Here is a 12,828-nt window from a genome sequence, read left to right on the forward strand (position 1 = left end):
CAGGCACTGCTGGACGGTTGCCATAGGCATCCCCACGCCGCTCAGTCGATGATCGTCCAGCGTCGCCCTCACCGACCAATAAAGACAAACAGAAAGTTTAATTGTGGCTAACATTAAGTCCCAGAAGAAGCGCATCCTCACCAACGAGAAGGCTCGCCTGCGTAACAACGCAGTCAAGTCCGAGCTGAAGACCTACGTACGTAAGGTCAAGAAGGCTGTTGAGGCTCAGGAGCAGGAAGCAGCTGTTGAGGCACTGCGTTTGGCTAACCGTAAGTTCGACAAGGCTGTTACCAAGGGTGTTCTGCACAAGAAGACCGCTGCTAACAAGAAGTCCGGTCTGGCTGCACTGGTTAACAAGGCTTTCTAATGTAGCGCCGGTTACCGGCTTTACAATTAAGTGAGGAAATCCCCCGTCGTATCTCTAAACGACGGGGGATTTTCATATGCTCATGTGGGTACTCGGTTGGGCTTCGCGTGGTTGGGTGTATTTGGACGCACAGTCGGCTGGTGCTGCTCGGCAGTGGCATGGTGATTGTGATTGTCAGATTGTGCCGGCGTGGGGTAAGAAAACTCCGAAGATTGCAGAGTATGATCCTGCGGCGTTGTATGCGCAGTATGAGGCGGCGCGTGATGCTGTGATTGCTCGTAAGCAGGGTAAGGTGGCATATTCGCCGTCGGATGCGGAGATTGCGTCTCAGATGAAGAAGGATTTGAATTTGGAGCCTGAGACTTTCAGTATTCCTGAGCATGTGCGGGCTTTGTGGCCGTCTGAGTTGGCTCCGTTGCGTTCTAAGAAGTGGTTGCATATTCTAAAGCGCCATGGTGATAACGGGACAGGGCACACGCAATTTACTGGCTTGTCTCCTGATGAGATTGCAGAGATTCTTCTGTACGCTGTGAAAAATAGCGAAGAAGTAATAGAAGAAAGCAAACACCAATACTCATGCGACGCATTAGTGCCTTGGTACGGGAAGGTACGTGTTGGAATGCGTCAATCGCGGGCATCGGAAGAATCTGGTAAATTGGAAGTTGTATCGATGTTCCCGATTAAGAGGTAATGATGGATATAGAAGAAAAGGCACATATCCTTTCATATTATTTGCTTGATTTGCCTATTTCTGAAGGAGCTCGTAAGACTGCTCTGCGGTATTTGGAAGGTGACGAATGGGAAGAGGCTATGGTTGCTCCTGTTTGGTCACTAGCAGAGCAAGGGATACATATGCCTGCTGAGGTGTCAGAAGTACTAGATTTTGAGTATTTCGATGATGAGGAAGCGAAGTTGATTCGTCAGTTCGCTACTGAAGACTTCGATTACCAAGAGCATCTAGACCTCCTAGAGCGTTAGATGTATAGAGACAGAAGCCCTGTGCACGGTGTGCGTGTGCAGGGCTTTGCCGTACCCCTTTTTTGTGAGTTTTCCACTGTACGGGCGGTGGTGAAATGCCCGGTGTTTATCCATTGACGAAACCCCACGAGTGTATGTGCTGGTGGGGTTTTGGTGTACCCCCCTTTGGAGGTTTGTATGAGTGAAGAGAACAGCAACAGCACTGAGAGCGCTGCGGTTGAAAGCGTCCAGGAAGGCGTAGAAACGCCCACTGAGCCCACTAACGGCTTTGAGCCTATTACCCAGCCAGGCGCAGCTCAATAAGGTACTCAATGCTCGTTTGGCGCGTGAGCGCGCGAAGTACTCCGACTATGCTCAGCTCAAGGAGCGTGTGGCTGGTTGGGACAAGCTCGTTGAGCGTGCAGAGAGTGCAGAAGCTCGTTTGAGCGCTGTGGAGCATGAGAACCAGATGCGTGCTTGGCGTGCTGAAGCCGCTACCGAGTACGGTGTGCCCGCAGTCGCCGCCTGATGCTCCGAGGGAGCCGTCTAGCGTCTCTGAGGTTAGGGATTTCCCCTTTGAGTAGATGCACAAGAGTAGTGCCCCTGGGCATGTCGTAATGACACGCTCGGGGGCACTACTTTTTATGCCTTGGGGCGGGTGCTCATCCAGCTAAATAGTGAGCTCGCTGCACCCAGGAGTGCAGCAGAGCTCAGAAGGTATATAGAAAGCGGGTGAGGCATAAAGAGCCCGATTGCAAGACACAGGATAGAGATGAAGCAAAGCACGAGCCCTATCTGACGTTGCACGGTTATTCTCCTATACTAGAGAGTGAGGGCGGGTCGCCCTGGGTAATAAGCCTATCCAGGACGACCATGCCTTCTTTACTTTTTCCTTGCCTTGTATGCATACCATGCGCTTACAATGCCGGCTACTGCATCTACCCACGCGGGGATAATGGCAAGAATTTCAGTAAGAGACATTAAAATAATGTGTCCACCATGAGGCTACATTGACGGTGCGGTGCAGGATTTAGGCGCTCGGAGACTTCTTTTGAGCGCGGCTGTGCAGGAACAACAGTACCGCTGCGCAGGTGCTAAAGAGCATGCTGACGGTGGTTAGCCATTCCAACCCGGTCGCAAAACGGGTGACGAGCAGGGCAAAAGCTAGGGCAATGAACACGAGTGCCGTGTGGCGCATAGTGTAATCCTTTCGGTACGGGTGTATTGGGGGAGAAGCTTGAGGTGCTTAGGATATAGTGAAGCGTTTGGAGATTATAAAAGGTCTTCGTTGGGTTCTGCTTTGGTGGTGGGTTCCACTTCGAGGGTCTTCTTAATATTCTTAGATCCCTTGGGGCGACCGCGGCTAAAGCCCTTATTCCATTCTTCTAGGGTGGCGGGCAGCCATGCCTGTTTACCCTCTATGGATTCGAAGTCAGCCGGAGGCATCTCTCCACGATGATAGAATGCCTGGCGGGTCATGCCGAGGAAGCGTGCCGCCTCTCGCTTACCAATAATAATCTTTTCCACATAGACAATAATATCATGTGTCGGTTTACCGGGCGTGTCTCTGCTGCTGATGTGCCTGGGTTTGTGTTGTCTGAGGGGAACAAACGTCATATCTGGGACGGGGAAGAAAACCGAAAAGCAGGTGGCCACAAATCAGGGCGGGGGAATGAAAACAAGAGTGAATTTCCTGAGACCTGGAGCCGTACAAAAGCTTTAGACGCAGTACAAGAGACGTTCAATAACCCAGATTTTGTGCGTGAGGTAAACGGCTTTATGGAATATTTGAAGCTGGTGGACGATGTGCTTATCAAGGGTAGGCTGCAGAAGTCAGAGCGGGGTGAGTGGCAGTTTCACTCAGCGTATCCTGAGCAGGGTAGAGGGGTGTATGGTAATCTGGAGAGAGATGGAGCATATGCTAGGGTTCCTTTAATCAAGATGAAAGGAGAGGGGTGGCAGAATGTATATCGTGAGTGACCTTGAGGGCGACCATGGTATGAACTATATTAATCAGCTGGTAGATAGCATTACGGATACTGAGTACCCTGGCTTGATTCTTGATGATGAAGGTCCGTATGAGCTTCTGACTTGTGATTTGCCAATTTTGGCTAAGAATCCGTCTATTCCGTTGGATGCAGAGGCGTTTGTTGATTTTGCTGTATCTGTTCGTCTTGATTGGGAAGACGAAGAAGAACGCACAATGACCGATAGTATTCGGGAGATTAATAAGCGTCCTGATGTTGCGGCTGTCTATAAGGAGTGGGAGATCCCTCCTGTTGAGAGTAACGAGTCCTATGTATGGCTGGATAAAGTATACGGTCGCCCTCCTCGTGTTCTGGGCAATGACCGCTATGCTGGATAAGCTTAGATAACTGAATATTGTTACGTAAGAGAAAGCACCCTGCCCCGGGTTTTCGGGGTGAGGGTGCTTTTGTGTACCCGAAAAGGTCGGAGGAACACATGAGTGTAAAAGACGAAACTACCCCCACCAGCACTACTGCTGAGGATAAGAAGCAGGTCTTGAGCGAAGTGCAGGAAGAAGAAACCAAGGCACCCTGGGAAGAGAACGGTGAAGAGTTCAGCCCCGAGCGCGCTTGGAAGCTTATTCAGGGGCTGCGTGCTGATAATGCGAAGCTGAAGGAACGCCTAGGCGCTTGCTGAAAAGCCTGCGCTAAAAGACCAGATAGTAATGCCCCGGCTACCTAGGTAACCGGGGCATTGATGCTATATTCTTCGGGCGATCTTAAACTTATCGTCGAACAGTGGTAGCAGTGGTAACAACCGGGGCAGGAACAACACCGGCGGTCGGGGCAACAGCACCACCGGGGTTCAGACCGTTGGCTGCGGGAGTACTCGCCGCAGGAGCCGGTGCGCTCGCAGAAGCACTTGCCGAAGCGGAAGGCTTTGCCGACTCGCTCGGGCTGGGCGAGGGTGCCGGGGGCTCCTCCGCCTTCTTATATTCTTCTTCCTTCGCCGCCTCATAGTAGTCATTGAGGGTTACGGTCACCAGGCCTCGCTCATCCAGTAGCGCCTTCAGATCATCCAGCAGGGGAATAATCGTGGTGTAGTTCAGGTGGCCCAGAGCAATCGCCTGCGCGCGCAGGTACTGGTTCGAGCGCATATCAATCACACGCGGGGAGGTGCGGTATTCATCGCCCAGGGTACCGTTCCACAGCACCGGGCGTGTAAAACCTGCGTACCCGGCCCACTTGAGCACATCAGCACTATAGCGGCCAAAGGGCGGGCGGAAATAAGGTTTGGAGGACACACCGAAGAGCTCCTTAATGGCCTCTTCATTCTGGGTTAGTTCCTTCATCACTCCGGCCTTGTCCAGGGTCAGTAGATCCGGGTGGTTATAGGTGTGGTTCGCAATCTGAATCTGACCGGAGTCCACCAGCGGTTTGAGCAGATCAATATTCTGCTTAAAAGAGGTGTAGGAGGCATTAATAAAGAAGGTCAGGCGCGTGCCGGTGCGCTTGGCGAACTCACAATAGGCGCGCACGCACTCGGGGCTGGCACCGTCATCCACGGTCCATGCAACATAGTTACCCTCACCGGGCAGAGTGTAGTGAATGGTGCCGGGCCAGGGGGTGCGCTTAGTAATGGGGTTGCGGCTGACCGGAATTTTGCTCGGGGTGGCGCTTGCCGAGGGGGCAACACTCGCGCTCGCCGAGGCGCTGGCACTTCCCGTCACGCTCGCACTGGCGCTACTTTCTGCGGTATTGGCATTACTCGATGAGCAGGCGGCAAGAAGTAGCGGCAGGGAGCCGATTAGCAGGGTGCGTCGGCTCAGATCCTGAGGGGTCAGGGGGTTGGTCATAGGAAAGTCCTTCTCGGTGCACGGATGGGACCTTTCCATCATACTGGTTCGAACCCTTGTAACCGTTATATGACGTCACGATAATCGGGTAGATGTGAGCAAAACACCCCGCAGATAGACAGTACCCATTTTTTCGCGTGAGTTTGAGCGCCCCCAGCCTTAAAAACCGCCACATTCGGGCGAAACTATGGGAAGATAGAAGGTATGGAAACTTTAGGCGCGCAGGACATCCGCACGGCGGTCACCGAAGTAGCCGACGAGGCGGTCAACCTCGGCTACCGCGTGGGCTCAGCTATTCACCGCTGGCGTATTCGCCGTGCCGAGGCGCGCGACGCCGAACCGATTATTGTGCCCTCTGAAGGCTACGGTTCGGTTGCTACCGACGATAATCCCGGCTGGGTGCGCATTATTGGTCGCGCCCTGTATAAAAACGATGTGCTCGAAAGCCTGCTGCAGGTGGTCGAAGGCACCCAAGACACCGCGAACCCCATGCGCGGCTGGCGTGCCTTTACCTCCGTGGCAATGTCCGCCGCTCCGGTCACCATTGTGATCGCCGGTAAAACCTACGAATACTACACTGATGCCGGCGGCGTGCTGGACGTCAAACTCGATATTGACCTGCCCGCCGGCATGCACGAAGTGGTCATGTATGTGCCCGGCGGCCGTGCGGTTGCCACCAGCGTGTACGTGGTGCCGCAGGAGCAGCGCATTGGCGTGATTTGCGATGTGGATGACACGGTCATGGTGACCATGCTGCCTCGCCCGCTACTTGCCGCTTGGAACTCTTTTGTACTCAATGAGCATGCGCGTATCCCCACCCCGGGCATGTCGGTGCTCATGGATCGTATTCAGCGCGCGCACCCGCAGGCGCCCTTTATGTACCTGTCGACGGGCGCCTGGAATATTACCCCGACTCTGCGCCGTTTTTTGACCCGTAATGGTTATCCGCGCGGTACTTTCCTGCTGACTGATTGGGGTCCGACTCCGGATCGTTGGTTCCGTTCGGGTCGCAAGCATAAGGTGGAGTCGCTCAAGCGCTTGGCTGCTGAGTTCCCGCAGATGCGCTGGATTATGATTGGTGATGACGGTCAGCACGACCCGGAGATTTATAACGGTTTTGCTTTGCGCTACCCGCAGAACACGGCGGCTGTGGTTATTCGTAATCTGACGGTGGGTGAGAGCGTGCTTTCTGATCCTACGCGCCGCTGGGGCGATAAGCGCGCTAAGCAGCTGACCGGCTCCGAGTGGTGGGTTGAGGCTAATGATGGCGATACGCTCAGCCGTGCCTTGCGTGAGCGTGGTCTGCTGGACTACTAGCGGGGGCTCTGTCGTATATATAGGGAAGCCGGGTGTGCATCTGCATGTTAAGGATGCGCACCCGGCTTTGCTGTATCTGCGCCTGTATCTGCGGCTATTTAGTCCACTCAGCCTCTGCCGGTTGACTGCCTCTAAAGCGCTGGGAAGGCGGATCGCAGCCTGTGGAGACCACAGGGTATTATCCCTAGTGAGAGCATCTTAATGTGGGTTTTGGGGATTGGCGGCCGGTTAACCACATTAAGGGCGCGACACTCCCGCGATACGCAGGACGGTAAATTTTTCGTGCATCTGAATCGAACGGGGCTTAAATGTGCCCTGCACCTCCCGCCGGGTAGAAATTTTTCCGTTTGATGCGGTGGCGACCTCTGAAATGTCTGCCGCCTCCCGCGCCATTCCGGGCGAGTACACTCCCGCTCTTAAAATCAAGCTCCGCGGTGCTTTTCGAACTGATTTAAATCTCACAGTGCAAGCTCTGCAACCAGTAGCGAACACGGGCGGGGGAGTTAAGCATCAAGCCTATTTGTCAAACAGTGGAACCCACCTGTGGATTAAGCCCGCCCCTTCGCCGGAATTCCGCCTATCTGGGCTGTGGATTAAATGCGTGAGTGCCCTTAACAGAGTGGGTCTATGTGGGTTTTGTTCGACTCGCATGCCTGTTTCACCACATCATCTAGTGGTTAGAAAAATCGCCACCACTAGATGTAGTATTAGTAAGGCGGAAGCGCACTAGACGCTTTTCGCCGCACAAGGATCATTCACAATACGCCCTACCGGGCGCGAAAACGCCCCTACAGGCATTACGAGGAGAAACTACGATGGCAGTTACGGTGTACACCAAGCCGCAGTGCGTACAGTGCAATATGACTTACCGCGCGCTGGACGCTAAGGGTATCGAATACACCACGGTTGACGTCACCCAGGATGCACAGGCACTGGAAATGGTTCAGTCCCTGGGCTACATGCAGGCACCGGTTGTTGTCGCCGGTGACGAGCACTGGAGCGGTTTCCAGCCCGATAAGATTAACGCCCTCGCAGCGTAACCCGGTAGAGCCCGGAAAGAGAGAACACAAGGAGTAAACGTGAGCACCGCACCCGGTACCACATCCGCCACGGACGAAAACGCGCAGATTCGCCAGATTATCCTGGACGCACGCGACGCGACCGTGAGCCGAGCGACCGTCAGCGATGACTCGCCCCTGGTGGTATATTTCTCCTCCATTTCGGGCAACACTCACAAATTCGTGCAGAAGCTGCGCGCACGCCTAGTGCGCCTGCCCCTGCACACCAAAGAGGAATCCCCGACGGTCACCGAGCCTTTCGTGCTGATTGTGCCCACCTACGGCAAGCCGGACGGCGCGGGCAATGTGCCTCCGCAGGTCGTGAAGTTCCTAAATAACCCCGAAAACCGCGCTCAGCTGCGCGGAGTGATCGGGGCGGGCAATACGAACTTCGGTCCGCTCTTTGGAATTGCCGCCGACATCGTCTCCCGCAAGTGCGATGTCCCGGTGCTCTTCAAATTCGAGTTGATGGGCACCCCCGCAGATGTTGAAAAAGTAAACGAAGGATTGGAAGAATTTTGGACGCAAAACTCCCTTCAGCGCTAGAAACCCTGGGTGCTAGCGCCAAGAAGCTGCCCGAAAAGTTTCAGGGGCTGAGCTACCACGAGCTGAACGCACTGCTGAACCTGTACGATGAGAACGGCAAGATTCAGTTTGACGCGGACCGTGAGGCTGCGCGCCAGTACTTCCTGCAGCACGTAAACAACAACACCGTGTTCTTCCACGATCTGGAAGAGAAGATTGAGTACCTGATCGAGAACCAGTACTACGAGTCTGAGCTTTTCGAGAAGTACTCCTTCTCCTTCGTGAAGTCCCTGTTCAAGCGTGCCTACGCCGTGAAGTTCCGCTTCCCGACCTTCCTGGGCGCCTTCAAGTTCTACACCTCCTACGCACTGAAGACCTTCGACGGTCAGCGTTTCCTGGAGCGCTTCGAGGACCGCGTGTGCATGGTGGCTCTGCTGCTGGCAGAGGGCAATGAGGAACTGGCTGAGTCCATTGTGGACGAGATCATTTCCGGTCGTTTCCAGCCGGCAACCCCCACCTTCCTGAACGCGGGCAAGAAGCAGCGCGGCGAGCTGGTCTCCTGCTTCCTGCTGCGCATTGAAGACAATATGGAGTCCATTGGCCGCTCCATTAACTCCGCACTGCAGCTGTCCAAGCGCGGCGGTGGCGTGGCATTTGCCCTGACCAACCTGCGCGAGGCGGGCGCGCCCATTAAGAAGATTGAAAACCAGTCTTCGGGCGTTATCCCCGTGATGAAGCTGCTGGAAGACTCCTTCTCCTACGCAAACCAGCTGGGTGCTCGTCAGGGTGCCGGTGCCGTGTACCTGCACGCACACCACCCCGATATTTACGCCTTCCTGGACACCAAGCGAGAAAACGCTGATGAGAAGGTCCGCATTAAGACCCTCTCCCTGGGTGTTGTGATCCCCGATATCACCTTCGAGCTGGCGAAGAAGAACGAGGATATGTACCTCTTCTCGCCCTACGATGTTGAGCGTGTCTACGGCGTACCCTTCTCGGATATTAACGTTTCCGAGAAGTACTACGAGATGGTTGACGATGCCCGCATCCGCAAGACCAAGATCAACGCGCGTGAGTTCTTCCAGACCATCGCTGAGGTTCAGTTCGAGTCCGGTTACCCCTACGTGATGTTTGAGGACACCGTGAACCGCGCGAACCCGATCGAGGGCAAGATCATTATGTCTAACCTCTGCTCGGAGATTCTGCAGGTTTCCCAGCCCTCCAAGTACCACGCGGATATTAACTACGAAGAGGTCGGTAAGGATATTTCCTGCAACCTCGGTTCGCTCAACATTGCGCTGACCATGGACGGCGAGGACCTGGGCAAGACCGTGGAAACCGCGATCCGCTCCCTGACCTCCGTGTCGGATCAGTCCGATATTCGCTCCGTGCCCTCCATTGAGCGCGGTAACTCCATGAGCCACGCTGTGGGTCTGGGTCAGATGAACCTGCACGGTTACCTGGCTCGCGAGCACGTGTACTACGGTTCTGAAGAGGCACTGGACTTTACCAATATCTACTTCTACACCGTGACCTACCACGCGATTCGCGCCTCCATGCTGCTGGCTAAGGAACGCGGCGAGCGCTTCGTGAACTTCGAAAACTCCAAGTACGCATCCGGCGAGTTCTTCGCTAAGTACATCGAGAAGGAGTGGGCTCCGGAGACCGAGCGCGTGCGTGAAATGTTCGCTAAGCACCACATCCCCACCCGTGAGGATTGGATTCAGCTGGCTGCAGATGTTGCGCAGTACGGTATGTACAACCAGAACCTGCAGGCTGTGCCTCCGACCGGTTCCATCTCGTACATCAACGGTTCGACCTCCTCGATTCACCCGATCGCTTCCAAGATCGAGATCCGCAAGGAAGGTAAGCTGGGTCGCGTATACTACCCGGCACCCTTCATGGATAACGATAACCTGGAGTACTACCAGGACTCTTACGAGATCGGTTACGAGAAGATTATCGACACCTACGCCGTGGCTACTCAGCACGTGGATCAGGGTCTGTCGCTGACTCTGTTCTTCCACGATACTGCGACCACTCGCGATATTAACCGTGCCCAGATTTACGCATGGCGTAAGGGTATTAAGACCATCTACTACATTCGTTTGCGTCAGATGGCTCTTGAGGGCACCGAGGTCGAAGGTTGCGTCTCCTGCATGCTCTAAGCATGTAATCTTACGCTAATGTGTTCGCCGGGTGCGGGCGTGGAACCCCACCCCGTGCCCGGCGTTTGCGCATCATGCTCTATGATGGATAAGGATTATCGTCGCGTGTTTCGCGCGGCTGCTTTGGCGCCCGTTTCTCACCTCGGGCGTGCACACACTAAGGACTAGGCAATGAGTGAAAAAGTAAAGCTCGTCAACCACGTTGAGGCTATCAACTGGAACCGTATTGAAGACGAAAAGGACCTTGAGGTTTGGGAGCGTCTGACCGCTAACTTCTGGCTGCCTGAGAAGGTGCCGCTGAGCAATGATGTGCCCTCCTGGAAGACCCTGACCGAGGAAGAGAAGCAGCTGACCATGCGCGTCTTCACCGGTCTGACCCTGCTGGACACCATTCAGGGTACCGTGGGTGCTGTCTCCCTGCTGCCGGACGCCGTGACCGCGCACGAAGAGGCTGTGTACACCAATATTGCGTTCATGGAGTCTGTGCACGCAAAGTCGTACTCCTCGATCTTCTCGACCCTTGCCTCCACCAAGGAAATTGACGAGGTGTTCCGCTGGTCCGCTGAGAACGAGTACCTGCAGAAGAAGGCGCAGATCGTTCTGTCCTACTACACCGGTGATGACCCGCTGAAGAAGAAGGTTGCCTCCACCCTGCTGGAGTCCTTCCTGTTCTATTCGGGCTTCTACCTGCCCATGTACTGGTCTTCGCGTGCGAAGCTGACGAACACCGCTGACCTGATTCGCCTGATTATTCGCGATGAGGCTGTGCACGGCTACTACATTGGTTACAAGTTCCAGCGCGCCCTGGAGAAGGAGACCCCGGAGCGTCAGGCGGAGCTGAAGGATTACACCTTCAACCTGCTGTACGAACTCTACGAGAACGAAGTTGCGTACACTCACTCCCTCTATGACGGTGTTGGTTTGAGCGAGGACGTGAAGAAGTTCTTGCACTACAACGCAAATAAGGCTCTGATGAACCTGGGCTATGAGGCGATGTTCCCGGCGAGCGTGACTAATGTGTCCCCGGCGATCCTTTCGGCTCTGTCCCCGAACTCCGATGAGAACCACGACTTCTTCTCCGGTTCCGGCTCTTCCTATGTGATTGGTAAGGCTGTGAACACCGAGGATGAGGACTGGGATTTCTAAGCCAGTATTTCTAAGCCAGTGACTCTAGGCTAAGCATATATGCCCCGGTACTCCGCAGGGAGTGCCGGGGCTGTGCTGTACCCGGAATATCTAAAGCGATAAGCCGCGCCTGAGAACCGGTATATCAAGAAATGTTTATACTTTCAGCTGAAAAGCCTAGCCGGGCGCGCATCCACCCCCTAAGCTAAGAGAGATAGCACAGATGAAAGGACAGACATGCGCGCTGTATTTATGAACGCTCCCGGCGAAGTCACCGTTGAAGAGGTCGCCCGCCCGGAGATCAAAGAAAGCACCGACGCGATCATTAAGCTTGCCGCCACCTGCATTTGCGGCTCTGACCTGTGGCCCTACCGCGGCCTGCAGCCGGTGCAGCACCACTCGGGTATGGGCCACGAGTATATCGGCGAGGTTGTAGAAATCGGCTCCGATGTTAAGAGCGTACAGCCCGGTGATTTTGTGGTCGGTTCCTTCTGCATTTCCTGCGGCGAATGCGAAACCTGCCGCTCCGGCTACCCCTCCCGTTGCGAGCGCGCAACCTTCGTGGGCGCGGGCAATGAGACCGGCACCCAGGCGGAATACGCGCGTATTGCTTGGGCTGACGGCACCCTGGTCAAGACCCCCGCACAGCCCACCGAAGAGCAGCTGCCTCATCTGCTGGCTGCCTCGGATGTGCTCGGTACCGGCTGGTACGCAGCTGACGCTGCGGGCGCAGCACCGGGTAAGTCCATTGTGGTCGTCGGTGACGGCGCGGTTGGTCTGGGTGCCGTGATCGGCGCTAAGCAGCTGGGCGCGGAGAAGATTATTGTTATGTCTCGTAACCCGGAGCGTCAGGCGCTGGCTCGCGAGTTTGGTGCAACCCATATTGTGGCTGAGCGCGGCGAAGAGGGCATCGCTAAGGTGCTCGAGCTGACCGATGGCAAGGGCGCGGACGGTGTTGCCGAGGCAGTGGGCACTCAGCAGTCCTTCGACCAGGCGCTCGGTTGCGTGCGCCCGGCGGGTCGTATTGGTTCGGTGGGTGTGCCTCACGGTGTGAGCGTTGATTTGGGTGCGCTCTTTGGCAAGCAGGTTCGTTTGGAGGGTGGCCCGGCTCCGGTACGCCGCTACCTGCCTAAGCTCATTGAGCTGATTTACGCCGGTGAGATTGCGCCGGGTAAGGTCTTCGATAAGGTTCTGCCCATTGAGCAGGCTGCCGAGGGTTATAAGGCAATGGATGAGCGTGTGGCTACCAAGGTCATGTTGACCTTCTAAGAGGTTACCTTCTAGTAGGGCACCAGAGTCAAGAACCTATGGGGGAGTAAGCCCCTATAACCCCTATAGAATACAAATCACGCGGGCGGTACAGCATATACCGCCCGCGTGATTCTTTGTGATTCTTTTGCTCTCCGGCATAGGCTGGATGTACATCAGGGCAGAGTTCAGAGCACAGTTCCCGGTATAGATTCCAGCCCAGAAACCGGCGCTAAACCA

At 55.1% G+C, this 12,828-nt stretch carries 16 protein-coding genes; 13 read left to right on the forward strand and 3 right to left on the reverse strand.

From position 1 onward, the window contains the following. Positions 1 to 103 precede the first annotated feature (103 nt). From rpsT to Q4P78_RS05290, 4 genes are all read left to right on the forward strand, one after another. The gene (gene rpsT, locus Q4P78_RS05275) at positions 104 to 367 is read left to right on the forward strand and encodes a 30S ribosomal protein S20 (protein WP_303339308.1); all 264 of its coding nucleotides are present in this window, start codon (positions 104 to 106) and stop codon (positions 365 to 367) included. 76 nt (positions 368 to 443) lie between these two features. Further along, positions 444 to 1,058: a hypothetical protein gene (locus Q4P78_RS05280; RefSeq protein ID WP_303339309.1), complete on the forward strand. Its 615-nt coding sequence runs from the start codon at positions 444 to 446 to the stop codon at positions 1,056 to 1,058. Continuing rightward, on the forward strand, positions 1,058 to 1,345 hold the full coding sequence (locus Q4P78_RS05285) for a hypothetical protein (RefSeq protein ID WP_303339310.1): 288 nt from the start codon (positions 1,058 to 1,060) through the stop codon (positions 1,343 to 1,345). The genes Q4P78_RS05280 and Q4P78_RS05285 overlap by 1 nt, the downstream gene beginning before the upstream one ends. 268 nt (positions 1,346 to 1,613) lie before the next feature. Continuing rightward, a complete protein-coding gene (locus tag Q4P78_RS05290) occupies positions 1,614 to 1,853 on the forward strand; it encodes a hypothetical protein (RefSeq protein WP_303339311.1) in 240 nt (79 codons plus the stop codon). A gap of 501 nt (positions 1,854 to 2,354) precedes the next feature. On the opposite strand, the gene Q4P78_RS05295 is transcribed toward Q4P78_RS05290, so the two are convergent. Further along, complete coding sequence (locus Q4P78_RS05295; RefSeq protein WP_303339312.1) at positions 2,355 to 2,522, reverse strand: hypothetical protein; 168 nt, start codon at positions 2,520 to 2,522, stop codon at positions 2,355 to 2,357. Between the two features lie 74 nt (positions 2,523 to 2,596). After that, on the reverse strand, positions 2,597 to 2,851 hold the full coding sequence (locus Q4P78_RS05300) for a hypothetical protein (RefSeq protein ID WP_303339313.1): 255 nt from the start codon (positions 2,849 to 2,851) through the stop codon (positions 2,597 to 2,599). Positions 2,852 to 2,917: 66 nt separating this feature from the next. Between Q4P78_RS05300 and Q4P78_RS05305 the strand changes: the two genes are divergently transcribed. The 3 genes from Q4P78_RS05305 (at position 2,918) to Q4P78_RS05315 (ending at position 3,988) form a co-directional block, all read left to right on the forward strand. Continuing rightward, positions 2,918 to 3,304 carry a hypothetical protein gene (locus tag Q4P78_RS05305; protein WP_303339314.1) on the forward strand — a complete coding sequence of 129 codons (387 nt, stop codon included), beginning with the start codon at positions 2,918 to 2,920 and terminating at the stop codon, positions 3,302 to 3,304. A 19-nt stretch (positions 3,305 to 3,323) separates the two neighbouring features. Beyond that, positions 3,324 to 3,689: a hypothetical protein gene (locus tag Q4P78_RS05310; protein WP_303339315.1), complete on the forward strand. Its 366-nt coding sequence runs from the start codon at positions 3,324 to 3,326 to the stop codon at positions 3,687 to 3,689. A gap of 98 nt (positions 3,690 to 3,787) precedes the next feature. Continuing rightward, on the forward strand, positions 3,788 to 3,988 hold the full coding sequence (locus Q4P78_RS05315) for a hypothetical protein (RefSeq protein WP_303339316.1): 201 nt from the start codon (positions 3,788 to 3,790) through the stop codon (positions 3,986 to 3,988). A gap of 88 nt (positions 3,989 to 4,076) precedes the next feature. On the opposite strand, the gene Q4P78_RS05320 is transcribed toward Q4P78_RS05315, so the two are convergent. After that, complete coding sequence (locus tag Q4P78_RS05320; RefSeq protein WP_303339317.1) at positions 4,077 to 5,147, reverse strand: polysaccharide deacetylase family protein; 1,071 nt, start codon at positions 5,145 to 5,147, stop codon at positions 4,077 to 4,079. Positions 5,148 to 5,351: 204 nt separating this feature from the next. Between Q4P78_RS05320 and Q4P78_RS05325 the strand changes: the two genes are divergently transcribed. The 6 genes from Q4P78_RS05325 (at position 5,352) to Q4P78_RS05350 (ending at position 12,609) form a co-directional block, all read left to right on the forward strand. Further along, positions 5,352 to 6,464 (forward strand): App1 family protein, encoded by a 1,113-nt coding sequence (locus Q4P78_RS05325; RefSeq protein WP_303339318.1) that lies wholly within the window; start codon positions 5,352 to 5,354, stop codon positions 6,462 to 6,464. 815 nt (positions 6,465 to 7,279) lie between these two features. Then, positions 7,280 to 7,504, forward strand: a complete 225-nt coding sequence (nrdH, locus tag Q4P78_RS05330) for a glutaredoxin-like protein NrdH (RefSeq protein ID WP_303339319.1) — start codon at positions 7,280 to 7,282, stop codon at positions 7,502 to 7,504. Positions 7,505 to 7,543: 39 nt separating this feature from the next. Further along, positions 7,544 to 8,068, forward strand: coding sequence for a class Ib ribonucleoside-diphosphate reductase assembly flavoprotein NrdI (gene nrdI, locus Q4P78_RS05335; RefSeq protein ID WP_303339320.1), 525 nt, complete (start codon positions 7,544 to 7,546; stop codon positions 8,066 to 8,068). Beyond that, positions 8,041 to 10,215, forward strand: coding sequence for a class 1b ribonucleoside-diphosphate reductase subunit alpha (gene nrdE, locus Q4P78_RS05340; RefSeq protein ID WP_303339321.1), 2,175 nt, complete (start codon positions 8,041 to 8,043; stop codon positions 10,213 to 10,215). Before nrdI ends, nrdE begins: the two co-directional genes overlap by 28 nt. Positions 10,216 to 10,386: 171 nt before the next feature. Further along, positions 10,387 to 11,361 (forward strand): class 1b ribonucleoside-diphosphate reductase subunit beta, encoded by a 975-nt coding sequence (gene nrdF / locus Q4P78_RS05345; protein WP_303339322.1) that lies wholly within the window; start codon positions 10,387 to 10,389, stop codon positions 11,359 to 11,361. A 216-nt stretch (positions 11,362 to 11,577) separates the two neighbouring features. Then, positions 11,578 to 12,609: a zinc-binding dehydrogenase gene (locus Q4P78_RS05350; protein ID WP_303339323.1), complete on the forward strand. Its 1,032-nt coding sequence runs from the start codon at positions 11,578 to 11,580 to the stop codon at positions 12,607 to 12,609. The last annotated feature ends 219 nt before the right edge of the window (positions 12,610 to 12,828 follow it).

Source organism: Rothia sp. (in: high G+C Gram-positive bacteria) (genome assembly GCF_030540545.1).
GTDB lineage: Bacteria > Actinomycetota > Actinomycetes > Actinomycetales > Micrococcaceae > Rothia.